The following is a 26,974-nucleotide window of genomic DNA, read 5'->3' on the forward strand; positions in this document are numbered from 1 at the left end:
CTCTCCGGAGCCGCTCTGGCTCAGTCGGCCAGCCCGTCCAGGGTCTCGGCGGCGAGGGCCTCGGCCATGGTGGTGAACTCCGCGGAGCCGGCGGCCGGCTCGCCGATGAAGGACACCATCACCACGTCCTCGCCTCTGCGGGTCAACAGGATCTGCGCCGCGGTTGTTCCGCCGTCCTCGGCGCCCTCCGTCTCCTCCGTCTGCTCCGCACCGCCGGCGAACTCCCGGCTCCAGCGGTAGGCCGTCGTCGTCTCCGGCTCCGCCGAGTCCTGCGGCTCGACGACGCCGTCGACGCCGTCGAACTCCAGGGCGAAGTCCTGCTCGGACTGCGTGTAGCTGACCTCCCGGCAGGCGTCCAGCAGCTGCTCGACGCGCGCGACATGCTCGGCCACCCGCTCGCCGGCGGCGTCCTCGGAGGCCTCGGCGATCTCCAGCGAGCCGGTGCCGGTGAAGGTCTCCGAGCCGAAGTCCACCCGGGCGACGTCGGCGTCGAGCAGCAGCGGCGCCCAGTCGACGGCGGCGAGCGGATCGGCGCAGGACGCCGGGTCGACGTCCTCGGCGGCGTCGCCGGCCAGGGTCTCGTCGGCCTGCTCGCGGAACTGCTCCACCGCCTCGACAGTGGCGTAGCCGGCCTGGTCGAAGCCGAAGCTCGCCGCCCGGGTCATCGCCGCCTCGGCCGCGGCGAGCTGCTCCTCGGAGCCCGCCGGCGGGCTGTCCTCGCCGGAGGAGCCGTCGGCCGCGGCGTCGCCCTCCCCGGCCCCGCAGCCGGTCAGCAGCACGGCGCCGGCCAGCAGCGGCATGACGACGGCGCCGCGGCGGCGGGCGCGCGGCCCGGTGCTCGGAGTGGTGCTCGGAATGGTGCTCGGAATGGTGCTCCAGCGGCTCATCCGCGCGGCCCCTTCGGTCGGTGCGGATCGTTCTCGGCCATGCGGACGAACATCTCGTTGTACTCGCGCAGCGCGGCGTCGTCGGTGCGCTCGGCCTCGCGGTCCTCGCGGCGCATCTGCCGATCGTCGTCGCGGGACCACTGGATCGCGGCGATGACGGCCAGCAGCATCGTGGGGATCTCACCGATCCCCCACATCAGCTCGCCGCCGCGCTGCTGGTCCTCCAGCGCGGAGAAGCCCCAGTCGTAGCCCATGTTCCCGAACCAGCCGGCCTGCAGCAGCGACTCCGAGCCGGAGAGCGACACCGCCAGGAAGGCGTGGAAGGCCATCGTGGCCAGCAGCATCAGCAGACGCAGCGGATGCGGCGGCCGCTTCGGCAGCGGATCCTGCCCGACCATCACCAGCGCGAAGATGTAGCCGGTGAGCAGGAAATGCACCGTCATGATCAGGTGCCCCAGGTGGTACTCCAGGGCGAGGCCGAAGACGGCGGTGTAATAGAAGATCACCAGCGAGCCCGCGAAGTTCGCCGCCGCGACCACCGGATGGGTCACGATCCGCGAGAACCGCGAGTGCACCAGCCACAGGATCCATTCCCGGGTGCCGCGGGTGCCGTCGGCGCGCACGGGCAGCACGCGCAGCGCCAGAGTGACCGGCGAGCCCATCACCAGGAAGATCGGCACCACCATCGTCAGCGTCATGTGCTGGATCATGTGCCCGGAGAAGAGCACCAGCCCGTAGATGGACGCGCCGCCGGAGGTGACCCAGACCAGCGTCAGCAGCCCGAGGACGAAGCTGATTCCCCGGACGATCGGCCAGGAGTCGCCGCGGCGGCGCAGCCGCACCACCGAGGCCCAGTACCAGACCGCCAGGCCGACGGCGAGGAAGACCCACAGCCAGTCCAGCCGCCAGAGGGTGAAGTAGTTCGCCAGCTCGGGAGCCGGGGGCAGGTCGTAGCCGGTGATGATGCGCGCCGGCGAGGCCCCGGGCGGCAGGTCCTCGGAGACCGGCGGGGCGGTGCGGCCCAGCACTGTCGAGACCCCGACGACGGCGGCCATGATGGCGACCTCGACGGCGACCAGCTGCCAGAGCAGTCCGGTGACGCCGCGCTGGTCGGCCGCCGCGCCGTCGTCGGAAGGTCCGGCTCCCCGGCGGGCGGCCGGTCCGGCGTGGGCGCCCACCAGTCGCGGGATGATCCAGCTGCGGTGCATCCAGCCGATGCCGGCCAGGGCCAGCACGGCCGCGGCCTTCAGCGAGATCATCAGCCCATAGGGGGTGGTGATCAGCTGGTCCCAGGCGAAGATGCGCAGCTCGGCGTTGACCACTCCGGAGGCCGCGACCAGCACGATCGCGAGCCCGGCGATCGTCGAGTAGCGGCGCAGCAGCGTGCCGACCAGCTCCGGGCCGCCCTGGTCGCGGGCGGCGAGCCGCCGCGTCTGGTCGCGCAGCACCGGGGCGAGGAGCAGCAGCACCGCCAGCCCGCCGACCCAGACGACGACGCCGAGCAGGTGCAGCCCCAGCGAGTTCACCGCGGCGATGTGGTCGTCGCCGGAGGAGGAATGGCCGACCAGCGCGATCGGCACGATGCCGGCCAGTCCGAGCCCGGAGAGCACGAAGAGCCCCGGGGTGGAGCGCACGGCGAAGACCAGCATGGTGAACAGCGCCGCGATCGCGGTCACCGTCGCCCAGGCCTGGCCGGTGGCGATGGACTCGATGTACCCGAGGAAGCCTTCGTTGAAGGAGCTCTCCCCCGAGATCGGCTGGCCCGAGATGTCGGAGAAGGTCAGCACCAGCACGGCGATCGCCGCGACCGTCCAGACCACCGAGGCCGTGCCGGCGATGCGCAGCACTGCGGAGAAGACCGGGTGCTCGGCGCCGTCCTGGCCGCGCCGCCGACGGCCGCGGGGGCCGACGCGCGCCGGGATCGCCGCGGCGGCCAGCAGCACGGCGGAGACGGCGGTCGCCATGGCCAGGTGGTGGACGAACCGGGCGATCGGCAGGCCCCAGCGGGTCAGCGCGCCGGGGTCGGCGATCTCGCCGGGCGTCGACAGGCCGGTGAGCAGCCCGGCGACGACGACGGCGACCAGTCCGAGGCACAGGGCCGCACCCGCCGCCGGCAGCCCGACCGCACGCACGGGGGCGTCGGCTTCAGGGTCGACGGCGGCGCCGCGGGGGCTGCCGGAGGCGGGAGTCATGCAGGCGTCCTCGGTCTCGGGATCGGTCGGGATCGGTCGGAGTCGGTCGGGTCAGCCGCGGTCGCCGGAGTCAGCGCCGGAGTCCGAGCCGGAGCCCTGACCCGCATCGCGCTTCCACCGGTCGACCTGGGTGATCTTGCGCCGGACGATCACCACCGCGACGATCACCACGGCCAGCGCGCCGGCGCCGAAGGCCACCGGCAGCCAGGCCGGAGTCGAGGTCTCCTCGGCGGCGGTCTCCGTCGCCTCCGGCGAGGCCTCGTCGGCGGTGGTCTGCTGGCCCTCGGCGGCGTCGCCGGTCGATTCGTCGGTCGCCTCGCCGGTCGGCTCATCGGTGGTCCCGGAGGCGGACTCGTCGGAGGACTCGTCAGCAGAAGGCTCCGAGGCGGGATCCTCGGAGCTCGCCTCACCGGGAGAGGCTGCGCCGGCCGCGCCGTCCTCGATGGCGAAGGTGTAGGTGTCCTCCTCCTGGTGGCCGTCCGAGTAGACCGCGCGGTAGCGGACCTCATACTGGCCGGCGGGCAGCTCGTCGTCGACCTCGGTGGTCATCGTGGCGCCGTCGACGGTCGTCTCGCCGTCCCAGCGCGCCCCCTCCGGGCCGGTCAGCTGGATCTCATTGGTGATGCCCTCGCCGATGGTGATCCCGTCGCCGCTGAACTCCAGCTCCACGGTGTCGGGGACCTCGGTGAGGATCACGCCGGACTCCGGGGTCGAGGAGATCAGCTCGTCGTGCGCCCAGGCCGGGGCGGCGGTCAGCGTGCCCAGGGCCAGGGCCGAGGCGCCGGCGAGGCCGGCGAGCGCGGCGCGCCGCGGGCCCCGGCGCCGGGCGGTGGTGTCAGTGGTGTGGTGGTCCATCGTGGAACGTCCTTCGTCTGCAGGTGCATGCGCCGGCCTCCCGCCTCGGGCGGGGGCCTGCCGGGTCAGGTCGGGAGCGACGGATGCGACGGCGGACCACGCACGGTCCCGGGCTCGACGTCGACCCTCAGGAGCATCGGACGACGCGCGGTCCGCGGGATGGGGACCCGACGCGCGGCGGTCTGGAGTCCGCCGGCGGCCCTCATCAGGATACGCGCCGGACGCAGCGTGAGCAGATCGACCAGCGCGACCAGCAGCACCTCGCCCCGGTGCAGCAGCAGATAGGTGCCCAGCGCGGCGAGCACATGGGCTGGGAGCATGTGCCCCGACGCATGCTGCGCGGCCTCCGCGGCGTGGGCGGCATGGGCCGCCTCGGAGGCATGGGCCGCGTGCTCGACGTCGGCCTCGCCGCGCATCGCCGGCGGCGGCGCCGGCGGGACGAACATCCCGTGCAGCAGCGCCTGGCTGGCCCCCACCGACAGCGCCAGGCGGGTGCGGCTGAGCCGCATCCCCGCCAGGCCGATGCAGATCGGCAGGCTGATCAGCAGCGCGAGCAGCACGGTCGTCGCCGACGGCGCCTGGTGCGCGGCCGTATGGGCGACAGTAGCGGTGGTCACCGCGATCGAGGCCGCCAGCGCCCCGCGGCCCGCCCGCGCGCGACCGCCGGACCGCGCCGCGACGTGCCCGCCGGGGGATGCGGCGGCGTCGGCTGCGGATCGCGGGGAACGGAGCACATCGGCGATTCTACGCTTCGTAGAAGATCGGGTCATCGGCGACGACGTGCGGCGACGACCGCCCGCCGCAGACACGTCGACCCCCGTCCCGACGGATCGGGCGGGGGTCGACGACGGCCTGCGCGGCGACCGCCGCGGCAGCCGCAGCGGCTCGGCGGCGAGCCCGGGGCTCACTCGCCGGAGGCGGCGGCCTTCAGCTTGGAGCCGGCGGTCAGCTTGACCGAGTGGCCCTCCGGGATCTCGATGCTGGCGCCGGTCTGCGGGTTGCGGCCGGTGCGTGCGGCACGCTTGGTGCGCTCGACGGCCAGCCAGCCCGGGATGGTCACCTTCTCGCCCTGCGAGACCTGCGAGGTGAAGACCTCGAAGACCGCGTCCAGCACGCCGTTGACGGCGGCCTGGGAGTTGCCGGACTTCTCGGCGACGGCTGCGACGAGCTCGCTGCGGTTCATAGCCATGGTGTGTCCTCCTGGACTGGTTCGGTGGCAGTCCCCGGCATGCCGGGGCTTTCAGGACGGCAACTTACCACGCGCAACGGCTTCGACCGGCATGATTCCGCGCGATTCCGGCGTTTCGGCGAGGGCTCCGGCAATGCGAGGATATGTCGAGGATCACGGGCGACGCCGACGCCGAGACGGTACCGTGCCTGTACTGCCGACGGTGCGCGCCGTCGGCTTGACGTCCGCCGTCCGCACGATGGAGTGCGGCACGACAGAGAGGAACACCCCTCACGATGTTCTCCAAGATCCTGGTCGCCAACCGCGGAGAGATCGCCATCCGCGGTCTCCGCGCCGCCAATGAGCTGGGTGCCGGCACAGTCGCCGTCTACCCGCATGAGGATCGCAACTCATACCATCGCCAGAAGGCCGACGAGGCCTACCGCATCGGCGAGGAGGGCCATCCGGTCCGCGCCTACCTCGACGTCGACGAGATCGTCCGCGTCGCCCGCGAGGCCGGCGCCGACGCCATCTACCCCGGCTACGGATTCCTCTCCGAGAATCCGCAGCTGCCCCGCGCCGCCGCCGAGGCCGGCATCGCCTTCATCGGGCCGCCGGCCGACGTGCTGGAGTCCACCGGCGACAAGATCCGTGCGCTGCGCGCCGCCCGCGAGGCCGGAGTGCCGGTGCTGGACAGCTCGGACCCCTCCGACGACGTCGACGAGCTCGTCGCCGTCGCCGAGTCCATCGGCTTCCCGATCTTCGTCAAGGCCGTCGCCGGCGGCGGCGGACGCGGGATGCGGCGGGTCGAGACGCGCGAGGAGCTGCCCGACGCGCTGGGCGCGGCGATGCGCGAGGCCGAGACGGCCTTCGGCGATCCGACGGTCTTCCTCGAGCAGGCCGTGGTCCGCCCCCGGCACATCGAGGTCCAGGTCCTCGCCGACGCCTCCGGCGACGCGGTCCACCTCTTCGAGCGCGACTGCTCGATCCAGCGCCGGCATCAGAAGGTCGTCGAGATGGCCCCGGCCCCGGAGCTCGACGAGGAGATCCGGCAGGCGCTGTTCCGCGACGCCGTCGCCTTCGCCCAGGCCATGGGCTACCGCAACGCGGGCACAGTGGAGTTCCTGGTGGACACCGCCGGCGAGCGCGCCGGCCAGCACGTGTTCATCGAGATGAACCCGCGCATCCAGGTCGAGCACACCGTCACCGAGGAGATCACCGACGTCGACCTGGTCACCGCCCAGATGCGCATCGCCGCCGGGGCGACGCTGGCCGAGCTGGGGATCCGCCAGGACGAGCTGGCCGTCCGCGGTGCGGCGATGCAGTGCCGCATCACCACCGAGGACCCGCGCAACGACTTCCGGCCCGACGTCGGCACGGTCACCGCCTACCGCTCGGCCGGCGGCTCGGGGATCCGGCTCGACGGCGGCACCGTCTACAACGGCGCCGAGATCAGCCCGCACTTCGACTCGATGCTGGTGAAACTGACCAGCCGCGGCCGCGACCGGCGGACCGCGATCCGCCGGGCCCGCCGTGCGCTGGCCGAGTTCCGCATCCGCGGCGTCACCACCAACATCGGGTTCCTGAAGAACGTGCTCGACGACGAGGACTTCCTGGCCGGGGACTTCGCCACCGACTTCATCGACCAGCGGCCCGAGCTGGCCCGGGTGAACCTGTCCAAGGACCGCGGCTCGAAGGTCCTGCAGCATCTGGCCGAGACCACGGTGAACCGCCCCCACGGTCCGCGGATCGACGGCATCGACCCGCGGGACAAGCTGCCGCGCTTCCCCGGCGACAAGCGCGACGAGCCCGACCGCAGCCCCTTCGACGGCCCTTCGTCGCATCCGAAGCCCACCGGCTGGCGGGACGTGCTGCGCGCCGAGGGCCCGGAGGGCTTCGCCGCCCGGCTGCGCGACCAGCAGGCGCTGGCGGTGACCGACACGACCTTCCGCGACGCCCACCAGTCGCTGCTGGCCACCCGGGTCCGCACCCGGGACCTGCTCGCCGCGGCCCCCGCGCTCTCCCATGTGATGCCCGGGCTGCTCTCCGTGGAGGCCTGGGGCGGGGCGACCTACGACGTCGCGCTGCGCTTCCTCTCCGAGGACCCGTGGCGGCGACTGGCGCTGCTGCGCGACGAGATGCCCAACATCCCGATCCAGATGCTGCTGCGCGGGCGGAACACCGTCGGCTACACCCCCTACCCGCTGCAGGTCACCGACGCGTTCGTCGCCGAGGCCGCCGAGACCGGAGTGGACATCTTCCGGATCTTCGACGCGCTGAATGACGTCGACCAGATCCTCCCGGCCATCCGTGCGGTGCGGAAGACCGGCACCGCCGTGGCCGAGGCCGCGATCTGCTACACCGGCGATCTCGCCGACCCGGCGGAGGACCTCTACACGCTGGACTACTACCTCGGGCTGGCCGAGCGGATGGTCGAGGCCGGAGCACATATCCTGGCGATCAAGGACATGGCCGGGCTGCTGCGCCCGCAGGCGGCGAAGATCCTGGTCACCGCGCTGCGCGAGCGCTTCGACCTGCCGGTGCATCTGCACACCCACGACACCGCCGGCGGACAGCTGGCCACGCTGCTGGCCGCCGCGGAGGCCGGCGTCGACGCCGTCGACGTCGCCACCGCCTCGATGGCCTCGACGACCTCGCAGCCGCCGGCCTCCGCGCTGGTCGCCGCGCTGGAGCACACGGAGTGGGACACCGGCCTCGGGCTCGAGGCCGCCGCCTCGATGGAGCCCTACTGGGAGGCGGTGCGGGCGATCTACCGGCCGTTCGAGTCGGGGCTGCCGAGCCCGACGGGCCGCGTCTACCGGCACGAGATCCCCGGCGGGCAGCTGTCCAACCTGCGGCAGCAGGCCACTGCACTGGGGCTGGCCGAGCGCTTCGAGGACATCGAGGAGATGTACCACGCCGCCGACACCATGCTCGGCCGGCTGGTGAAGGTCACCCCGTCGTCGAAGGTCGTCGGCGACCTCGCCCTGCAGCTGGTCGGCATGGGCGTCGACCCGGCCGCATTCGAGGCCGACCCGGGCAGCTTCGACCTGCCGGACTCGGTGATCGGCTTCCTGGCCGGACAGCTGGGCGACCCGCCCGGCGGCTGGCCGGAGCCGTTCCGCTCGAAGGCGCTGCGCGGACGCACGGTCGCCCCGGTCGACGAGGAGCTCTCCGCCGAGGACCGCGAAGGGCTCGCCGGCGACTCCCAGACCCGGCGGACGACGCTGAACCGCCTGCTGTTCCCCGGCCCGACCCGGGACTTCGAGACCGCGACCGACGCCTACGGCGATGTGATGGTCCTGCACACCCGCGACTTCCTCTACGGGCTGCGCAAGGGCGAGGAGCATGTGATCTCGCTGGGCAGGGGCGTGCGTCTGCTGGTGACTCTGCAGTCGATCTCCGAGGCCGACGAGAAGGGGATGCGGACCGTGGTCTGCACGCTCAACGGCCAGCCGCGCCAGGTCGTCGTCCGCGACATGTCCGTGGAGGCGACGGTGCGCAGCGCCGAGAAGGCCGATCCCGCCCAGCCCGGTCACGTCTCCGCGCCCTTCGCGGGGGCGGTGACGCTGGTCGTGGGCGTCGGCGACGTCGTCGGGGCCGGGGAGAACGTGGCCACCATCGAGGCGATGAAGATGGAGGCCGCGATCACCGCCCCGACGGCCGGCACCGTCTCACGCACGGTGATCGACGGCGTCCAGCAGGTCGACGGCGGCGATCTGCTGGCGGTCCTCGACCCGACCGAGGGCTGAGCCCAGGGGTCCCGCGGGGCCCCGCGGGGTCCCGTAAGCCCTTCCCGCACCGAACGGGGGATCTGCTCCCGCTGTCTCGCCGATCCGGCGTGTCAGCCGTAGCAGATCCCCCGTTCGATGTGCCTCGGGGCGACTACGCTGGGCTCATGCCCTCTGCGACGGCTCCGCACCCGCTCACCCCGCCCGACGCGGCGGCGGCCCGTGCCCTGTGGAAGGCCTGGGTCTCAGGCCTCCCCGACGCGCAGACGCCGGCGGAGGCCTACGCCCTCGGCCAGTTCGGCGACCATCGCGCCATGGCGGACGAGCTGCTCGACCTGGTGCTGCGCGGAGTCAAGACGGCGACGGCGAGCCTGCTGGCCGAGTACCGCTGGGAGGGCGAGACGCCGCCGTCGATCGGGGCGCACACTGTGTTCTGCGACGGCTCCGGAGTCCCCCGCGTCATCGTGCGCACCACCCGGCTGGAGATCCGCCGCTTCGACGCCGTCGACGCCGACCATGCCCGCGCCGAGGGCGAGGGCGACCGGAGCCTGGCCCATTGGCGCGCCGAGCACCGGGCGTTCTGGGATCGGATCTGCACGGCCGCCGGCACACGCTTCGCCCCGGAGATGGAAGTGGTCCTGGAGCACTTCGCCGTGGTCTGGCCGCCGGCCGAGGACTCCGCGCGGCACCTGGCGACGCCGGGATAAGCTGGCGGGCATGCCGACGACCTCCCCCTCTGCCCTGACCACGGCCTTCGCCGAGGATCTGGACGCCTGGCGCCCGGTCGACGCCGGCCAGGACGATCTGCGGCGCCGCTATCTGGACCTGCTCGCCCAGGGGGACGAGGCCTGGCGGCGGCAGCCCCGCCCGGAGCATCTGACCGCCAGCTGCTTCGTCTTCGACGCGTCCTTCTCCCATGTGCTGCTCTGCTTCCACGGCAAAGGCCGGTTCTGGGTGCAGCTGGGCGGGCACATCGAGGACGACGACGCCTCCGTCGCCGATGCCGCCTTCCGCGAGGTCGCCGAGGAGAGCGGGCTGGGGGCGATCACTCCGGTGCGCCGCGCCCCGGCGGATCTGAACATCCACTCCCTGGGTTCAGGCTTCACCCGCTGCACCGCCCACTGGGACGTGGGCTTCGCCGCGGTCGCCTCCCGCGACGCCGAGATCCTGGTCAGCGAGGAGAGCGACGACGTCGCCTGGTGGCCGGTCGACGCCCTCCCCGACGGCATCGCCGACCAGTTCGACCAGCGCCTGGCCACTGTGCTCGCCGAGCTCGGCCGCGGCTGAGCCCGACGACGCCGCAGCGCATCGATCGGGGGATCCCTCGGGGTGTGCGGCCCGGACGCGCGTCGAGACCCCGAGAGATCCCCCGTTCGACGAGCGCCGAGGCCTCAGAGCTCCTCGAGGTCCCAGCTGAGGTCCTCCTCGGCCGGCGCGCGATCGAGCCGGCGGAACACCGTCGAGCGCACCACCCCGAGATCCAGCAGACCCTCGGCGACCATCCGGGCGACGACGCCGGCGCCGTGGACGCTGAAGTGCGTCGGGTCCTGCTGGCCGTCCCGGGAGTGGAAGCAGCGGCCGCTCTTCTCCGGCCCCAGCTCACGCCAGCGCTCCAGCGTGCGGCGCTGCAGGTCGAGCAGCGCGACGCCCTCCTCCTCGGCCACTGCGCGCACCGCGTCCGGGTAGTCGCCGTGGGTGGCGACCAGCTCGCCGTCGACGATCCGCCGGCGCTCAGTGGGCGTGGCCAGCACCGGCTCGGCGCCGGCGGCGCGGGCGACGTCGAGGTGCTCACGGAGCATCTGCTGGAACGTCGACCACGGCTCGGTGCTGCGCCGGGCGTCGTCGGGGATCTCGTCGTTGTGGCCGAACTGGATCACCAGCACGTCGTCGCCGCCGAGGTCCTCGGCGATCCCCGCCAGATGCCCTTCGGCGATGAAGCTCTTGGAGCTGCGGCCGTTCTGCGCCCGGTTCTCGACGCGCAGGCGCGAGGTCGTGTAGAAGGGCAGCGCCATGCCCCAGCCGGCCATCGGGTACAGATAGTCCGGCTTCTCCGCGGCGGTGGAGTCGCCGGCGATGACCAGTCGGCGCGAGCTCCCCGCGGACTCCTCCGCCCCGGCGTCGTCCCCGGAGGCGTCGTCTGGGGAGGCGTCGTCCGGGGAGGCGCCGTCCGGGGCAGTGTCGCCCGCGGCGGAGCCGGCCGTCCCGGCGTCGTCGGGGGTCGTGCCCCGCGGCGCGCAGGCGGCGAGCCCGACGACGCCGGCCCCGGCGGCCAGCGCTCCCAGCGCCGTCCGGCGGGTCACCGCAGTCTGCTCGTCCATGGCCGTCTCACCTCCCGAGGGGTCCGCCCCAGGATACGACGACGGCCCCCTGCCGCCATCCATGCAGGATGCGGCAGGGGGCCGTCGGATGCTCGCTCAGCGCGACGTCAGCGGCTGTGCGCGGCGGAAGTCACCAGGAGGACTTCTGGATGCCGGGCAGCTCGCCGTTGTGCGCCATGTTGCGGAAGCGGATGCGGGAGACGCCGAACTTCCGGAACGTGCCGCGCGGGCGGCCGTCGATGGAGTCACGGTCGCGGACGCGGACCGGCGAGGCGTCGCGCGGCAGCTTCTGCAGGCCCAGGCGGGCCTCCTCGCGCTGCTCGTCGGTCGAGTTCGGGTCGACCAGCTGCTTGCGCAGCTGCCGACGCTTCTCGGCGTAGCGCTCGACGATGACCTTGCGCTGCTCGTTCTTCGCGATCTTCGACTTCTTCGCCATGATCAGCGCTCCTCTCGGAAGTCGACGTGCTTGCGGACAACCGGGTCGTACTTCTTCAGCACGATGCGATCCGGGTTGTTGCGACGGTTCTTGCGGGTCACGTAGGTGAAGCCCGTGCCGGCCGTCGACTTCAGCTTGATGATGGGACGTACGTCCTTCTCCTTGGCCATCAGACCTTCTCCCCCTTCTGGATCAGCTCGGCGATGACCGTGTCGATGCCACGGGCGTCGATGGTCTTGATGCCCTTCACCGACAGGTTCAGCGTGACGTGACGCCCCAGAGAGGGCACCCAGTAGCGCTTCTTCTGGATGTTCGGGTCGAACCGGCGCTTGGTGCGACGGTGCGAGTGGGAGACGTTGTAGCCGTACTGCGGCCCCACTCCGGTCACCTGGCAATGTGCTGCCATGATCACTCCTCCAACATAAGTACGTAATGGATACGGGCGGCGCCCGCGAGCGCACGCGTCGACCGTCCCCTCTCGGGGCCGGGCGGACCCGTGCAGTCGTCGAGCCGGTTCCCGCCACCAGTTGTGACACCGTTACTTACGAGGACGGACCAGGCTGGGTGAGATCCAACCGAAGTGCCTTCTCATCGCGGACGAAACACGGTGGTGCAGTTGCTTGTGGCGCGCTGGAATCCAGGCTTCACAATCGGCCGGGCTGCTTTCCGGCGCCGGGTCCACCCGCAGGCGCGACGTCCGATCGGAGAGTTCCGATCCGTCGTCACGGCACACGCGTGGGCACAGCACAGCACGGCTTGCGACGTTCCATGGTAGCCCGCCCCCGCCGCCGGGGCAAAGCGGCGGCCCGACGACGAGCCCGACGCCGCCGGCCGCGTCGGTCAGCCCGCCTGCGCCCAGGCGAGGAAGTCCTCGGCGACCAGCACCGGCTTCTCGTACTGCCGGGCCTTCTTCGCCTTGTTCGACTGCGTGCCCAGCTCGGCGACGACCAGCGCGTCGCACTTCGTCTTCGTCACCGTCTCCACCGGCCGCAGCCCGTGCTCGGCGGCGAGCGCGTGCATCTGCTCCCGCGACCAGATCCGCCCGCCCGGATCCGCGGCGTCGCCGGTGAAGCAGATTCGCACGCCGGGTCCGAGCACCAGATCGGCCGCCGTCCCCGCGGCCACCGCCTCGGGGTCATGGACCGGGTGCCCCAGATGCCGCTCCACCTCGGCCAGTCGATCGGCCAGCTCGCGCGGCACCGGCTGCTCCGCCAGTCCGGCGCGCAGCTGCTCGGCGACCAGCCGGCGCGCCGTCGCGAGCCAGAACTCCCCGGAGTCGCGCCGCGGCGTCGCCGAGGTCTCCGTGCCGAGCCGGGCCGCGTCGAGCAGCGCCGCATCGAGCAGCGCCGCGCCGACCTCGCGGCCGACGTCGAGGATCGCGGCCAGCTGCGGCCGGTCGGCGAACGCCGGCGCCGGGACCTGCGGATCCCGGGTGAGCAGCCGCCCGGCCTCGACGGCGCCGTCGTCCCCGTCCTGATCCCGGCCGGTATCCGCGCCTGTGTCCGCGCCTGTGTCCGCGCCCAGGAGGTCCGACTCCCCCGCCCCGGGGTCTCCGAACCCGGTGGCCCCGTCCTCGGAGCCGCTCCCGGCGGCATGGGCCTGCAGCGCCGCCCGGGCCCGGTCCAGCGCCCGCGGAGCGTCCAGCCCACGGCGGACCTCGGCCGACAGCGGCTCCCGGCGGTCCGCGGCCTCGCCGACCTCCACGCCGAAGGGCATCGGCTCGCCGCTGCCCAGCCGCTTGCGCTCGAAGTCCAGCAGCCCCAGCGTCGCATCGACGTCGGCACCGACCGGCGTGCAGCCGGCCACCGCCGGGCCGAGCAGCGCCCAGGCCTGCTCCAGCGTCGGCGCGGCGAGCACGTCGGCGGCGCTGATGCCGAAGCGGGTGCGCGCGTCGGCGAGATCACGCTGCGGGTCGATGAGCGTGCTGATCGCGGTGCCGTCCTCGAAGGCGACGGCGACCTCCACCGGCCGCGGCCGCGAGCGCGTCCCCTCCTCGCCGACGGTGAGCAGGCCGATCCCGCAGCGGCGCAGGGAGGCCGACCCGTCGGCGCCCTCGCCGCCGTCGGCCGAGCCCGCCGATCCGGCACGACGCAGGAAGCGCAGGATCCGCCGGTCGGTCTTCATGTCCTTCGGCCGCACGCCCCGGCGCAGCACGAGCCCGTCCAGCGAGGTCACCCGGCTCAGCGCCACATAGAGCTGCCCGACGGCGAAGGTGCCGCCGGTGAGGTCGACGATCAGCCGATCCAGCGTCTGCCCCTGGCTCTTGTGGATGGTGATCGCCCAGGCCAGCGCGAAGGGCAGCTGGGTGAAGGTGCCGACCACCTGCTGGGTCAGGCTGCCGCCGCTGACCACCGGGCGGGTGATCTCCCAGGTGTGCGGGGCGACGTCGACCACCGCGCCGTCGCGCAGCTGCACCTGCACCGTCGGCTCGTCGTCGGCGGTGGTGGACACCTCGACGATCCGGCCCATCGTGCCGTTGACCCAGCGCCCGCCCGGATCGTTGGTCAGCAGCATGATCTGCGCGCCGTGCTTATACGCCAGCTGCTCGTCGGTGGGCCGGTCGAAGCCGTCCAGTTCGCCGGTGGTCCGCGCGGTGGACACCCGCAGATCCGCCGGGAGCCGGTCGAGCTGCCGCCGATTGCGGGCGGTGGCCATCCGATTGGTGGTCGTCAGCGTCAGCCAGAACTCGTCGGTGTCCGGCTCGAAGTCGGGGTCGACGCGGGCGTTGAGCTCGCCGCGGGCTCCGCCGAGCAGCACGCCCTCGCGGATCGAGTTCAGCACCCCGGTCAGCCGGGAGTCGCCGACCTGCCGGAAGACCCGGGTGAGCACCAGCGTCGGGAAGTCCTCCTCGCGCCAGCGGTCGGCGGAGAAGAAATAGGGCGTCTCGTAGCGGGTGCTGAAGAACTCCCGCTCGGCCTCGGTGACCACCGGCGGCAGCTGCAGCAGGTCGCCGACCAGCACCAGCTGCACGCCGCCGAAGCGCTCCCCCGGCCGCGGGCCGAAGCGCTCCAGCGCGGCGACGAGCTGGTCGAGCAGATCGGCGCGGACCATCGAGGCCTCGTCGATGACCAGCGTGTCCAGCGCCTGCAGCGTCTTCGCGAAGCGGCCCGGGTGGTAGCGGCCGGAGGCGACGTCCTCGACGGTCAGTCCCGGGCGCAGCCCGAAGAGCCGGTGGATCGTCCAGCCGCCGACGTTCAGCGCGGCGATGCCGGTGGGCGCGGCGACGACGGCGGTGCGCTCCGTGGTGCGCAGGAACTCGCGGACCAGCGTCGACTTGCCGGTGCCGGCGCGGCCGGTGAGGAAGAGGCTGCGGCCGGCCTCGAGCAGCTCGAAGGCGCGGTCGAACTCCTCAGTGTGCTCCAATCCCCGATCCACCGAGGCGGGGTGCGTCGAGGCAGGGTGCTCGGCCGCGCTCATCGGACCGCTCCCGCGTCGCGGCTCGCCCGGGCGATGCGCGACTGCAGCGGATGGCCGGCGCCGAGCCCGACGAGCTGCTCGGCGCCGTCGACGCCCTCGCCGCGGGCGGAGACCACACGGGCCGAGGGGATCTCCTCGGCCAGCCGGGCGGTGAACTGCTCGCGGATCGCCGCCGCGTCGAAGACCCCGCCGGTGACGGCGACGTCGGTGCTCGCGTCGTCCGCCTCGCCGACCTGCCGCAGCGCGGTCACGGCCGAGGTGACCAGCTCCTCGGCGGCCTCGGCGCAGATGGCCGCGGCGACGGCGTCGTCGGCGGCCAGCCGACTGACGTCGGCGGCGAAGGAGGCGACGATGCTCACCTGCCGCGGATCGGACTGCAGGGCGATGTAGGCCGACTCCAGATCCGCCCAGCGCCGGCGGACCGCCTCGGTCAGCGCCGTGGCCGGGCCGCGGCCGTCGTGGGCGCGCATCACCCGGATCAGCGCCTGCTGTCCGATCCAGTGCGCGCTGCCGGCGTCGCCCATGATGTGCCCCCAGCCGTCGACGCGGGCGACGGCGTCGCGGCCGAGGCCCAGCGTGACCACGCCGGTGCCGACGGCGACGACGGCGCCGCGGGCGTCCCCCAGTGCGCCGAGGGCGGAGGTGACCGAGTCGTGGGTCAGCAATGCGGTGTGCGGCGAACCGGCCGCGGGCGCGACGTCCTCCAGCAGCTCGACGACGTCGCGCGCGGCGTCGGTGAGCCCGGAGACGCCGACGGCGACAGTCCCGATGCTCGTGCCGGACTCCGCGATCGCCTCCCGGATCCGCTCCCGCAGCTGCAGCGGCAGCGGCCGGTCGGTCCGCACTCCGTCCAGACGCAGGTCGCGGCGGCCGCCGTCGGGCGCGACGATCCGGGCCTTGGTGCTGGTCTGGCCGGCGTCGAGGGCCAGCAGTGCCTCCTGCGCGGAAGACGCCTGCTGCGCTGCGTCGGCGTCGCGCGCGGCTGAGGTCACGTCGAGCTCCTGTCGGGATCGGCCGGGGCCGGAGCGGCGCTCCGGCATGCCGTCCATTCTAGGGACGTCGTGGCGATGCCGCCGGAGATTCAGGCGGTGCGCGACGGCGCCCGCGCGGCGAAGAGCTCGGCGAGGTGCTGAGCCTCGACGTCGGCGAGGTCGTCGAGCTGGATCCGACAGGACATCCCGTCGGCCAGCACCACCGTCTCCGGGTGCTCCGCCCGGGCGGAGCGGACTGCCGGCAGCAGGTAGGTCTCGGCGACGTCGACGCTGACCTCGTAGTGGCCGGCCTCGACGCCGAAGTTTCCGGCCAGCCCGCAGCAGCCGGGCACATCCTCGACCTGCGCACCGGCCGCCTCGAGCAGCGCCCGGTCGGCCGACCAGCCGACCACCGCCCGCTGGTGGCAGTGCGGCTGGGCCAGCGCCCGCACTCCGGCCAGATCCGGCAGCTCGACGCGGCCGGCGGCATGCAGCTCGGTGATCAGCTCGGCGAAGCTGCGCACGCCGGCGGCGACGTCGCCGGCCTCGGGGCGGGACGTCAGTTCGAGGACGTCGGAGCGCAGCGTCGCCAGGCAGGAGGGCTCCAGCGCCAGCACCGGCGCACCGGTGGCCAGATGTCCGGCGAGCAGCCCGACGACGCCGTCGACGAGCCCGCGGGCCTGATCCAGCTGGCCGGTGGTGATCCAGGGCAGCCCGCAGCAGCCGTGCTGCTCGATGACGCGGACCTCGAGCCCCTGGCCGCGCAGATACTCGATCGCCGCACGGCCGGACTGCGGGAAGAAATGGTCGGTGAAGGAATCGGCCCAGACCCAGACGTCGGGCGTCGGCGAGACCGCCGTCGACGTCGCGGGCGCCGCCGACGCCGCGCTGCGCCCACCCTTCGCCGCCTGGCGCGCGTCCTTCTTCGCGCCGCGGCGCAGCGTGGTCTCGGCGAACTGCGGCACCCCGCGCCGCGGATCCATGCCGGCGACCCGCTTGGCGATCCCGGCCAGCGGCTCCACGCCGCTGACCCGGTTGAGCAGCTTCGCCGACGGAGCGGCCAGCCGCGCCCAGAAGGGCAGCCGCCCCAGGAAGTAGTGGGCCCGCGGGCGCCGTCGCTTCTCCGGGCCGACGTCGTAGGTCTGGTGCAGCGCCTCGGACTTATAGGCGGCCATGTCCACGCCCGCCGGGCAGTCGACGGCGCAGCCCTTGCAGGACAGGCAGAGGTCCAGCGCCTCGTGGACGGCCGGATCGGCCAGCCCGTCGACCAGCGAACCGTCGACCGCCTCCTGCAGGATGCGCCCGCGGCCGCGGGTGGAGTCCTTCTCCTGGCCCGTGGCCAGATAGGACGGACACATCACCGAGGAGGTCTGCGGAGCGACGCATTTGCCCACGCCGGTGCACCGATGCACTGCCGCGGCGAAGTCGCCGTCGTCGTGGCGCATCCGCAGCCCGGGCCAGGGCAGCTGGGCGGCCGGCCGCACCGGACGCAGATCCTGGGTGTTGGACACCGGGTCGGCGATGATCCCGGGATTCAGCAGCCCGTCGGGATCGCAGAGCTGCTTGGCCGCCGAGAAGAGCTCCCGCGAGGCCTCGTCGTACATCGTCTCCAGCAGCGAGGAGCGCACCCGCCCGTCGCCGTGCTCGCCGGAGAGCGAGCCGCCGACCTCGGCCAGCCGCTCGGCGCAGGCGTCGAGGAACTCGGCGAAGACCCCGGTGGAGTCCGGCTCTCCGGCGTGGAAGGGGAAGTCGATGCGGCAGTGGATGCAGCCGTCGCCGAAGTGCCCGTAGGGGTAGCCGTGCAGGTCGAACTGATCGAGCAGCGACTCGAACTCGCGCATCCAGGAGCCCAGCTGCTCGGGCGGCACCGCGGCGTCCTCCCAGCCGGAGTGGGCCGGAGTGTCCAGGCTGACGCCGGCCAGTCCGGCGCCGTCGGCGCGGATCGCCCAGAGCGCGGCGGCCTCGGCGTCTGAATCCACCAGGCGCGTCCCGACGGCCCCGGAGGCGTCGCGGACGGCGGCCAGCACGTCGGCGGCGTCCTCGCCGGCGGCCTCGACGAACAGCCAGCTGCGCCCGTCCGGCAGATCCGGGACCGGTTTGCCCGCGCCGCGCACCAGGTCCACCAGCCGCGAGTCCATGCCCTCGCAGGCGATCAGCCGGCCGGGTGCGGCCTGCAGCAGAGCCGGCACCGCGTCGGCGGCCTCGCCGACGTCGGGGTAGCCGAGCACGAGCAGCAGGCGATTCGGCTCGTCGGCGACCAGGTTGACCTCGGCCTCCAGCAGCGTGGCCAGCGTGCCCTCGGTGCCGACCAGGAAGCGGTCGACGCGGCCGCGGTGCTCGGGCAGCAGATGCTCCAGCGAGTAGCCGCTGACCTGCCGGTCGAAGCGGCCGAAGTGCGTGCGGATGTGGGCCAGGTTCTCGCCGGCCAGCTCCGCCAGCGACGCCGCGGTGGAGCCGGCCGCCGCGGTCAGCCCGGTGGAGTCGGCGCTGAGCGAGGCGAGCTCGCCGTTGCCGAAGAGCACCTGGGCCGAGACCACGTTGTCGACGGTCCGCCCGTAGCCCAGCGCACGCGTCCCGCAGGCGTTGTTGCCGATCATCCCGCCGATCGTGCAGCGGGTGTGGGTCGAGGGGTCGGGCCCGAAGCGCAGCCCGTGGCCGGCGACGGCGCGCTGCAGCTGGGCATGCACGACGCCGGGCTGCACCCGGGCGGTGCGCGCCTCGGGGTCGATCTCCAGGATCCCGTCGAGATCGCGGGTGTCGACGACGATCCCCTCGCCGACGGCGTTGCCGGCGATCGAGGTGCCCGCCCCGCGCATCGTCAGCGGCACGCCGAGCTCGCGGGAGACCTCGTGGACGGCCTGCAGCTGCTCGACGTGGTCGGGGCGGGCGACGACCTGCGGCACCACCCGGTAGAGGCTGGCGTCGGAGGAGTACATGCCCCGGGTCAGCGTCGAGTCGTCGACTCCGGCCACGCCGGCGGCGCGCAGCGCCGCGGCGATCTGCCGGCCGGCGTCGACGTCGTCACGCTGGGCGAGCGTCGCGGTCACCTGCGGCTCCTCTCCCCCGGTCCCCCGGGCTCAGTCCTCGAGTCGGCTGAAGGCCAGCGTCTCGCCCCGGGCGCCGTCCATCCAGATGGAGGCACAGGCGGCGGCCATCTCCTCCAGCCCCTCCTCCACTGTGGCGACCACTGTCCCGGGGATCCACCCCTGGTCGCCGTTGATCAGCAGATTGTTCCGCCCGTAGAACAGCGCCAGGTCCACCAGATCGCCGGTGCCGGCCTCGGAGTCGGCATCATACCCATAGGCCGGATTGCCCAGCTGTTCAGGAGTGAAGTGGAAATAGCAGATATCGCCGGGGATCGGAGTCACCGTGGTGTTCTCCCGGGTGTCCGCGATGCCGCCGAAGGGCGGGACCAGCGCATAGATCTCGTTGCGGGCGTATTTGCCGTGATAGACCTGACCGGACTGCGGCAGGGCCTCCCACACCGCCTGCGCGGTGCGCGGGGCCTCCTCATCCAGCAGGCGTGCCGTGCAGCTGACTCCGCGCCGGGTCAGCTCGATCCTCATCCGACGGGCCATGCTCACCTCCCGATGCTCGTGGTCTGCTCGGCCGTTCCCGGACCCGCCGCCGCGCCGGCTCCGGCGCCCGACGCGCGGCGCCGCGCCTCGTCGAGCTCCACCGGGCGGATGAACCCTTCTCCGGCGGCTCGCTCGTAGGCGCGTGCGGCGCGCAGCACCAGTCGATCCTGCGTCCGCGCCCCGACGAGCTGCAGGCCGACCGGCATGCCCGTCGACGTGGTCCCGCAGGGCACCGAGGCGCCGGGCTGCTGGGTCATGTTGAACGGATAGGTGTAGGGCGTCCAGCTGGTCCAGGTCTGCGAGGACCACCCTTCCGGCGCCTGACGCTCCTTGCTGAACGCAGTGATCGGCATCGTCGGGGTGACCAGCAGGTCATAGGTCTCGTGGAAGGCGCCCATGCGCACACCCATGTCCATCCGGCGAGCAGTCGCCCCCAGGTAGTCCAGGGCGGAGTCGCCCAGGTGCTGTTCGATCCCGGCGCGCAGCCCCGGGTCGACCTGCTCGAGCGCGTCAGGGCCGAAGGGCTCGAGGACCTTGGCGGCTCCGGTGAACCAGAGGACGTGGAAGGCCTCCACCGGATCCGACAGCCCCGGGTCGACCTGCTCCACCGTCGCCCCCTGGGCGGCCAGGACCTCGACCGCCTCGGCGACGAGCCGCTCGACCTCCGGGTCGTTGCCGCCGAAGCCCAGATTCGGCGAGTACGCGATGCGCAGTCCGGCCACGCCGTCGTCGATCCCCTCGGTGAAGGACGCCGTCGGCGTCGGCAGCGCCGACCAGTCGCGCGAGTCGAAGCCGGAGATGACGTCCAGCAGCATCGCCGCGTCGGTGACCGTCCGGGCCATCGGCCCGGCGTGGGCCAGCGTGCCGAAGGGCGAGGAGGGGTACATCGGCACAGTGCCGTAGGTGGGCTTCAGCGCCACGGTGCCGGTGAAGGAGGCAGGGATGCGCACGGAGCCGCCGCCGTCGGTGCCCACCGCCCAGGCGCCCATCCCGGAGGCCACCGCGGCCGCGGCCCCTCCGGAGGAGCCGCCCGGCGTCGTCGTCGGGTCCCACGGGTTGCCGGTGGCGCCGTGGCGCAGGCTGTCCGTGGTCCCCTTCCAGGCGAACTCCGGGGTCGTCGTCTTGCCCAGCCGCACCGCCCCGGCCTCGCGCAGCCGCGCGACGCAGGGGGCGTCGAAGTCCAGCGCGTCGTCGTCGGCGTCGAGCAGCCGGCTGCCCTTCACCGTGGGAGTCCCCGCCGTGGGGAACATGTCCTTGATCGTCATCGGGACCCCGTCGGCCGGCCCGAGCGGAGCCCCCTGCGCCCAGCGCGCCTCGGACTCGCGGGCGGCGGCGAGCGCGGCCTCGTCCTCGACCAGCACGAAGGCGTTGAGCGACTCGTCCCGGGCATGGATCCGAGCCAGGCACGCCTCGGCGGCCTCCACCGGGGACAGGTCGCCCGCGCGGTACCCCGCGACGAGCTCGACGGCCGTCATCTCAGCCGGATCCCTCATGCCACTACCTCCTCGGAAGCCTCGGCGCCGCGGTCGCGGGCGCCTCTCTCAGGTGCGGGGCACGTAGCCCCTCTCCTTGTCGACCACGTTGACCGGCGGCTCGCCGTCGAGCCACCGCCGCGCGTTGTCGAGGAACTGCTCGGCCAGCGCCTCGCGCCAGCCGACGACGTCGCCGGACATGTGCGCCGAGAGCAGCACGTCCTCCCGCCCCCAGAGCGGAGCGTCAGCCGGCAGCGGCTCGGCGGCGAAGACGTCGAGGGTGGCGAAGCCCAGCGGCCCGGAGTCGAGGGCCTCGACCAGGGCGGCCTCGTCCACGGACTCGCCGCGGCCGATGTTGATCAGGTGGGCGCCGTCGGCGACGGCGGCCAGCACCTCCGCACCGATCAGCCCGCGGGTCTGCGGGGTCAGCGGTGCGGCGTTGATGACGTGGTCGGCTCGGCCGACGTGTGCGGCCAGGTCCTCGCTGGCGATCACTGTGCCGAAGTCGGGGTCGTCGTCGCGGGCGGTGCGGCCGGCGGCGAAGACCTCCACGCCGACGGCGCGCAGCAGCGTCGCGATCTCGCGGCCGATTGCCCCGGTGCCGATGACCAGCGCGATGCTGCCGCGCACCTGGCGCGTCTCGCGGTGCTCCCAGACGCCGTCGCGCTGGCGGGAGAGGCTGCCGGCGAAATCCTTGGCCCGGGCGACGACGGCACCGAGGACGTACTCGGCGATGGGCCGGTCGAAGATGCCCTGGGCGTTGGTGACCACGACCTCGGAGGCGATGAGCTCGTCGAAGAGCATCTTGTCGACGCCGGCGGCGGCCACGTGGATCCAGCGCAGCGCGTCGGCGGCATGCCAGGCGTCGGAGACGGCGCTGGAGAAGAAGTCCCAGAGGAAGAGGACATCGGCGCCGCGGAGACCGTCGGCGAGGTCCTCGGCGACGACGGTGCGGATCTCTGCCCGGTCGCGGAGCGTGTCGAGTCCGGCGGGGGCGTCGGCGCCGTCGACGCCGGCGGGGCACAGGACTGTGACGACCGGCAGAGAGCTCGCCATCGGTCACCTCCGGGTGCTGTCGAGGGGCCTCGAAGCCTCCGCCGGCGCCCGGCGGAAGGATGTGGTGCGTCCTCCCCGGCGGGCGCTTCCCGACGGGGCGACTGTGCGGCTATGCTATGGAGACCTTCAGAAGATTGTCAACAATCCTCATGGAGACTCGTCAGCACGTCCGAGATTGGAGCCGCTCATGGCCCTCTCCCCCGCTCCCCGCCCCGGCGAGCCCGCTCGCTCCGAGATTCTCGGCGAGTCGGTCCGGCATCCCGCCGTGGGCATGGTGGTCCCCTACGACATGGCGCTGGACCGCGAGCTGCGCCGATTCAGCGCGGATCCCGCGGGCGCCGAACAGCTGGATCTGCTGTTCACCCGCACCCGGTTCGAGCCCATGAAGGTCACCGTGCGCCAGGCCCGGGCGATCTCGAAGCCGCGGGCGATCGCCGACTGCGCCCGGTCGATCGCCGAGACCGGCCCGGAGGCCACGGTCTACGGCTGCACCTCGGGCAGCTTCATCCGTGGGCGCGCCGGAGAACAGGCGCTGCGGCGGGCGATGCGCGCGGCGGTGCCGGTGCCGGCCTTCACCACCTCCGGCGCGCTGCTCGACGCGGTCCGGGCCCTGGGAGCGGAGACCATCGCGACGGCCACGCCGTACAACGACGCGATCACCGCCCAGTTCGCGGCGTTCTTCGCCGAGGCCGACATCCACCTGATGAACAACGCGAACCTCGGCCTCTCCGGCCGCATCTGGACGGTGCCGCCGGAGCGCACCTACGACCTGGTGCGCGCCGCCGACAGCGACCGCGCCGACGTCGTCGTGGTCTCCTGCACCAACCTGCCGACCTACGAGGTCCTCGACGCCCTGGAGCACGACCTGGGCAAACCGGTGATCTCGGCGAACCAGGCGACGATCTGGCAGGTGATGCGCCACCTCGACGTGCCCTACGCCGGCCCCGGCGCGGCGCTGCGCGCGACGCTGCCGGCGCCGCAGCACCAGCCGGCCGCCTGAATCCTCCCGCTCGCGACGACCCGTCGCCTCCGCTGGAGCAGCCCCGCAGGAAGAACCCCGCAGGATCCCGAAGGAGCCCGAAGATGACGCCCGCACCCGCCGGCGACGCCGCCGTCGCCCCGCCGACCGTCGGCATCCTCTACCCCGGCCACGCCGCCGAGGACGACTACCCCCGTCTGGCCGCCGCCGAGCCTCAGGCGCTGCGCCTGCCGCTGGTGCACACCACCATCGGCGTCGACGAGCACACTGTCGAGGCCCTGCGCGAGACCGGATCGCATGCCCGCCTCGCCGAGGGCGCCGGCCGGCTGCAGGCCGCGCACGCCGTCGACGCGCTGATGTGGGCCTGCACCTCCGGCAGCTTCGTCTTCGGCCGCGACGGCGCCCGGACGCAGGTCGAGGCGCTCCAGGAGGTCGCCGGCGTGCCGACGTCGTCGACGTCGCTGGCCTTCGCCCATGCGCTGGAGGCCCTGGACGTGGGGCGCGTCGGCGTCGCCGCCTCCTATCCGCAGCCGCTGGCCGAGCATTTCCGCGGCTTCCTGACCGAGCACGGCGTCGACGTGCTGACCTTCGCCGCCGAGGGGGTCTTCACCGCCGCCGAGGTCGGGCATCTGGGCCGCGACCTGATGCTGACGATGATCCGCTCGGTCGACACCGAGGACGTCGAGGCGGTGCTGGTGCCGGACACGGCGCTGCACTCGCTGGACTGGGTCGCCGACGTCGAGCACACCCTCGGCAAGCCGGTGCTGACGGCGAACCAGGTCACCGTCTGGGAGGGACTGCGGCTGACCGGCCGGCCGATGCCGACGCTGCCGCAGCTCGGCCGGCTCGGCCGCACGAGGACGGCCTCGGACGCCTCGGGAGCGAACCGCTAGGATGGATCGTCGACAATCTGCAGATCCGCGTCGCCGCGCCGTGCGCGGCGACGCCCCCGCGAAGGAGATGACACCGCCCTCACCATGGTGAAGAGTCCGGAATTCCGCCCGGTGAACCGCGAATCCACCGCCTCGCTGATCACCCGCCAGCTGCGCGAGGGGATCATGTACGGCACCCTGCCCGGCGGCGCCCAGCTCTCCGAATCCGCGCTGTCACTGGAGTTCGGGGTCAGCCGCGGGCCGCTGCGCGAGGCGATGCAGCGTCTGGTGCAGGAGGGGCTGGTGCGCAGCGAGCCGAACCGCGGACTGTTCGTCAAAGAGCTCGACGACGACGAGATCCGCGACCTCTATGCCGCGCGCATCGCCATCGAGACCGCCGCGGCGCGGATGATCGTCCGCTCCCCCAGCTCGGAGCCCTCGACGGTGCTGCTCGAGGCCTGCGACGCGATGCAGCGCGCCGCCGAGTCCGGGCGGCTGCCGACGCTCTCCGACGCCGACTTCGACTTCCACGAGCTGCTGGTGACGATGTCCGGAAGCCCGCGGCTGCGCCGCATGCACGAGACGCTGATGGTCGAGACGCGGATGTGCCTGACCGCGCTGCAGGGCACCTATATGGATCCCGAGGAGCAGGTCGCCGAGCACCGGCGCATCGCCGAGGCGATCGTCGCCGCCGACGAGGACGCGCTGATGCGCGAGATCGAGACGCATATGCACGAGGCCCTCGACCGGCTGATCCGCCAGACCGAGCACGCCGACGCCGGCGAGCACTGACGCCGCTCCCCGTACGAGATGCCCGCCCCTCCGCGATGACTCGGCGGAAAGCGTGGGAATACGCGTTCGTTCCCACACTTTCCGCCGAGTCATCGCCCGGTGAGGGCAGGGCTCAGCGGGTCACTGGGCGCCGGCCTCCGTGCCGGGCGACTGCCGGGAGCCGAGTTCCTGGTCCAGGCGCAGCAGGCCGGGGCCGTCGTCGGCGATGAGCTTCACCTTGCCGATCAGCTCGGAGATCGTCGCCTCCTCCTCGAGCTGTTCGTCGATGAACCAGTTCAGCAGCGGCAGAGCGTCGATGTCGCCCTCCTGCTGCGCCAGCCGGTACAGGTTCCGGATCGACTCGGAGACCCGCCGCTCATGGCCCAGCGAGGCTTCGAAGGCTTCCTGCACCGAGGCGGCGGAGACCGAGGTCGCCGGCACCGCCCGGATCCGCGGGTGGGCGTCGCGGTCGGTCATGTGGTCGATGAACTTGTTGGCGTGGACGACCTCCTCGTCCGCCTGCGCGCGGAACCAGGACGCCATGCCGGGCAGGTCCAGCATGTCCATCTCGATGCCCAGCTGACGGTAGACCAGCGAGGCCTCCAGCTCCAGGGTGACCTGCTCGTTGAACGCTTCTTCGAGCGTGCCGGTGAGCTGTGCCATGGCGGGACCACTCTCCTCGTCTCGTGTCCGTGACGGGCCGACGCCGGACGACGCCGCCCTCTGCTCGACACTCTAGCCAGCCGCGCCGAGCCTGACCACGGAGGAGAGGCGCACCTCACCGGCGCATCCCGACAGTGCGGAAGGTGCCCGAGGGTCGCCTCACCTCATCGAGGACCGCCCGTATCGCCCGGGGTCATCCAGCGATCGCCGCCGTCGCCTCTTCATGCAGCTGCTCGGCGGCCTGCTCAGCATCGAGAGATCCAGCAAAGAACTGCTCCTCCACACGGTTCAGGTGATCCCGCGCGACGCTGTACCCCTGCGGCGGGATCGGGGGAGCCTCCGAGACCATGTCCGAGACGCGGTTCGAGTAGTCCAGGACACGCGCTTCGACCCCGTCGAGGTCGGAGCCGACGGCGTCCCGCACGGCTGCACTGCCGGGAATGCCCCGCTCCAGCCGCTGGATTTCGCCAGCTACCTGGTCGTTGACCATGAAGTCCACGAACTTCTGCGCCGCCTCGGGGTGCTCCGTGCCGGAGAAGACCGAATAGAACATGGACGCCTTGTAGTACAGGCCGCTCTCGGACGCGTCGCCCGACATGCTCGGCACCATCAGAGGCTCCAGGTCGACCCCTTCGTTCGATGACAGGGCGATCATCATCGTGTCCCACACCGGCGAAAGCCCCATATTGCCGGTTGCCAGCAGAGTCTGTTCGCGCGCGATCCCGCTCTGTTCGACCATCTCGGCCGCGGGAGGCAGCGCTCCAGCGTCCTGGAACTCGCGCATCATCTCGAAGTAGGGCACGGCATCCTCAGCAGACCAGGGCACGGTGCCCTCGCCGTCGAAGACGTTCACTCCGTGCTGCTGGCGCAACCACGCCTCGAAACCTGCGATGTCGAAGAACCCGGAGAGCCCGTACCCCTCGGTCTCCTCCGAGATGGCAGCGGCGTCCTCCATGAGCGTGTCCCAGGTCCAGCTCGTCTCGTCGGGCACCTCGAGCCCCGCCTCCTCGTAGACGTCCGGATTGACGGCGAACGTCAGCGCCGTCTGCCCCACCGGCATCGCATACTGTTCGCCGTCCTGTCGGCCGGTGGCGAGCAACTCGTCGGCGTACTCAGAGGTGTCCACCTGTTCGAGCGGCATCAGGACGCCATTGTCGATGTACTCGCGGAGGTACATCAGGTCCATCTGCATGATGTCGGGGGTGTCCTGGGCCGCCGACTGCGTCGCGAGCTGGTCCCAGTAGCCATTCCACTCCCCGTACTGGGCCTCGACCGAGATGTCCGGATTCTCCTCCTCGAAGGTCGCGATCATCTCCTCGGTGTTGTCATGCCGCGTCTGACCACCCCACCAGGTGAACGTCAGCGTCACCTCGTCGCCGCCGTCGCCGCCGGCGGCACTTCCGCAGCCCGTCAGAACCATCCCTGCCGCCGCGAAGACCACCCCCGCCCGCAACGGCAGACTCATCGTCCGACCCGGTCTCATACTGCCTCCTGACTCGTCGCCCACGCTGGACCAGAATCTCGAGTGTGATGGATCACACGCTAGATATGATCGATCACATCGTCAATACCCCCGGCCTCGACAGAGTCGCGGCGCCCGCGCGGAAC

The 26,974-nt window shown here is 72.6% G+C and carries 23 protein-coding genes; 6 read left to right on the forward strand and 17 right to left on the reverse strand.

The window, feature by feature from the left end; translation table 11 throughout:
- Positions 1 to 20 precede the first annotated feature (20 nt).
- The 5 genes from ABD652_RS10655 to ABD652_RS10675 form a co-directional block, all read right to left on the reverse strand.
- Positions 21 to 887, reverse strand: coding sequence for a hypothetical protein (locus ABD652_RS10655; RefSeq protein WP_344721131.1), 867 nt, complete (start codon positions 885 to 887; stop codon positions 21 to 23).
- Positions 884 to 3,079 carry a bifunctional copper resistance protein CopD/cytochrome c oxidase assembly protein gene (locus tag ABD652_RS10660; protein ID WP_344721133.1) on the reverse strand — a complete coding sequence of 732 codons (2,196 nt, stop codon included), beginning with the start codon at positions 3,077 to 3,079 and terminating at the stop codon, positions 884 to 886. The genes ABD652_RS10655 and ABD652_RS10660 overlap by 4 nt, the downstream gene beginning before the upstream one ends.
- 51 nt (positions 3,080 to 3,130) lie before the next feature.
- Entirely contained in the window at positions 3,131 to 3,934 is an 804-nt protein-coding gene (locus ABD652_RS10665; protein WP_344721135.1) for a copper resistance CopC family protein, read from the reverse strand.
- Between the two features lie 65 nt (positions 3,935 to 3,999).
- Positions 4,000 to 4,668, reverse strand: a complete 669-nt coding sequence (locus tag ABD652_RS10670; RefSeq protein WP_344721136.1) for a hypothetical protein — start codon at positions 4,666 to 4,668, stop codon at positions 4,000 to 4,002.
- Between the two features lie 170 nt (positions 4,669 to 4,838).
- Positions 4,839 to 5,123 carry an HU family DNA-binding protein gene (locus tag ABD652_RS10675; protein ID WP_153144268.1) on the reverse strand — a complete coding sequence of 95 codons (285 nt, stop codon included), beginning with the start codon at positions 5,121 to 5,123 and terminating at the stop codon, positions 4,839 to 4,841.
- 275 nt (positions 5,124 to 5,398) lie between these two features.
- Here ABD652_RS10675 and ABD652_RS10680 point away from each other — a divergent pair, with 275 nt between their 5' ends.
- The 3 genes from ABD652_RS10680 to ABD652_RS10690 all read left to right on the forward strand — a co-directional run bounded on the left by ABD652_RS10680 (position 5,399) and on the right by ABD652_RS10690 (position 10,120).
- Positions 5,399 to 8,854, forward strand: a complete 3,456-nt coding sequence (locus ABD652_RS10680) for a pyruvate carboxylase (RefSeq protein WP_344721139.1) — start codon at positions 5,399 to 5,401, stop codon at positions 8,852 to 8,854.
- A 146-nt stretch (positions 8,855 to 9,000) separates the two neighbouring features.
- Entirely contained in the window at positions 9,001 to 9,540 is a 540-nt protein-coding gene (locus tag ABD652_RS10685; RefSeq protein WP_344721141.1) for an ASCH domain-containing protein, read from the forward strand.
- 10 nt (positions 9,541 to 9,550) lie between these two features.
- On the forward strand, positions 9,551 to 10,120 hold the full coding sequence (locus tag ABD652_RS10690) for an NUDIX hydrolase (RefSeq protein WP_344721143.1): 570 nt from the start codon (positions 9,551 to 9,553) through the stop codon (positions 10,118 to 10,120).
- A gap of 104 nt (positions 10,121 to 10,224) precedes the next feature.
- On the opposite strand, the gene ABD652_RS10695 is transcribed toward ABD652_RS10690, so the two are convergent.
- From ABD652_RS10695 to ABD652_RS10740, 10 genes are all read right to left on the reverse strand, one after another.
- Positions 10,225 to 11,151, reverse strand: coding sequence for a rhamnogalacturonan acetylesterase (locus tag ABD652_RS10695; RefSeq protein WP_344721145.1), 927 nt, complete (start codon positions 11,149 to 11,151; stop codon positions 10,225 to 10,227).
- A 130-nt stretch (positions 11,152 to 11,281) separates the two neighbouring features.
- Positions 11,282 to 11,587, reverse strand: a complete 306-nt coding sequence (gene rpsN, locus ABD652_RS10700) for a 30S ribosomal protein S14 (RefSeq protein ID WP_010524936.1) — start codon at positions 11,585 to 11,587, stop codon at positions 11,282 to 11,284.
- Positions 11,588 to 11,589: 2 nt separating this feature from the next.
- Positions 11,590 to 11,757: a 50S ribosomal protein L33 gene (gene rpmG / locus ABD652_RS10705; RefSeq protein WP_010524935.1), complete on the reverse strand. Its 168-nt coding sequence runs from the start codon at positions 11,755 to 11,757 to the stop codon at positions 11,590 to 11,592.
- On the reverse strand, positions 11,757 to 11,993 hold the full coding sequence (gene rpmB, locus ABD652_RS10710) for a 50S ribosomal protein L28 (RefSeq protein WP_153144273.1): 237 nt from the start codon (positions 11,991 to 11,993) through the stop codon (positions 11,757 to 11,759). The genes rpmG and rpmB overlap by 1 nt, the downstream gene beginning before the upstream one ends.
- A gap of 434 nt (positions 11,994 to 12,427) precedes the next feature.
- A complete protein-coding gene (locus tag ABD652_RS10715) occupies positions 12,428 to 14,950 on the reverse strand; it encodes an AAA family ATPase (protein WP_344721149.1) in 2,523 nt (840 codons plus the stop codon).
- 50 nt (positions 14,951 to 15,000) lie between these two features.
- On the reverse strand, positions 15,001 to 16,044 hold the full coding sequence (locus ABD652_RS10720; protein WP_344721151.1) for a BadF/BadG/BcrA/BcrD ATPase family protein: 1,044 nt from the start codon (positions 16,042 to 16,044) through the stop codon (positions 15,001 to 15,003).
- A gap of 41 nt (positions 16,045 to 16,085) precedes the next feature.
- Positions 16,086 to 19,022: an FAD-binding and (Fe-S)-binding domain-containing protein gene (locus tag ABD652_RS10725; protein ID WP_344721153.1), complete on the reverse strand. Its 2,937-nt coding sequence runs from the start codon at positions 19,020 to 19,022 to the stop codon at positions 16,086 to 16,088.
- A gap of 30 nt (positions 19,023 to 19,052) precedes the next feature.
- Positions 19,053 to 19,553, reverse strand: coding sequence for a DUF3830 family protein (locus tag ABD652_RS10730; RefSeq protein WP_153144275.1), 501 nt, complete (start codon positions 19,551 to 19,553; stop codon positions 19,053 to 19,055).
- Positions 19,554 to 19,555: 2 nt separating this feature from the next.
- Entirely contained in the window at positions 19,556 to 21,046 is a 1,491-nt protein-coding gene (locus ABD652_RS10735; RefSeq protein WP_344721155.1) for an amidase, read from the reverse strand.
- A 48-nt stretch (positions 21,047 to 21,094) separates the two neighbouring features.
- Positions 21,095 to 22,081, reverse strand: coding sequence for a D-2-hydroxyacid dehydrogenase (locus ABD652_RS10740; RefSeq protein ID WP_344721158.1), 987 nt, complete (start codon positions 22,079 to 22,081; stop codon positions 21,095 to 21,097).
- Between the two features lie 187 nt (positions 22,082 to 22,268).
- Here ABD652_RS10740 and ABD652_RS10745 point away from each other — a divergent pair, with 187 nt between their 5' ends.
- The 3 genes from ABD652_RS10745 (at position 22,269) to ABD652_RS10755 (ending at position 24,724) form a co-directional block, all read left to right on the forward strand.
- Entirely contained in the window at positions 22,269 to 23,081 is an 813-nt protein-coding gene (locus tag ABD652_RS10745; RefSeq protein ID WP_344721160.1) for a maleate cis-trans isomerase family protein, read from the forward strand.
- 83 nt (positions 23,082 to 23,164) lie between these two features.
- Positions 23,165 to 23,953, forward strand: coding sequence for a maleate cis-trans isomerase family protein (locus ABD652_RS10750; protein WP_344721162.1), 789 nt, complete (start codon positions 23,165 to 23,167; stop codon positions 23,951 to 23,953).
- Between the two features lie 111 nt (positions 23,954 to 24,064).
- Positions 24,065 to 24,724: a GntR family transcriptional regulator gene (locus ABD652_RS10755; RefSeq protein WP_344721164.1), complete on the forward strand. Its 660-nt coding sequence runs from the start codon at positions 24,065 to 24,067 to the stop codon at positions 24,722 to 24,724.
- A 120-nt stretch (positions 24,725 to 24,844) separates the two neighbouring features.
- Here ABD652_RS10755 and ABD652_RS10760 read toward each other — a convergent pair whose 3' ends face one another.
- Positions 24,845 to 25,366, reverse strand: a complete 522-nt coding sequence (locus tag ABD652_RS10760; protein ID WP_344721166.1) for a ferritin — start codon at positions 25,364 to 25,366, stop codon at positions 24,845 to 24,847.
- Between the two features lie 193 nt (positions 25,367 to 25,559).
- Positions 25,560 to 26,831 (reverse strand): ABC transporter substrate-binding protein, encoded by a 1,272-nt coding sequence (locus ABD652_RS10765; RefSeq protein WP_344721168.1) that lies wholly within the window; start codon positions 26,829 to 26,831, stop codon positions 25,560 to 25,562.
- Between the last annotated feature and the right edge of the window lie 143 nt (positions 26,832 to 26,974).

The organism is Nesterenkonia halobia, from assembly GCF_039536005.1.
GTDB classification, from domain to species: domain Bacteria; phylum Actinomycetota; class Actinomycetes; order Actinomycetales; family Micrococcaceae; genus Nesterenkonia; species Nesterenkonia halobia.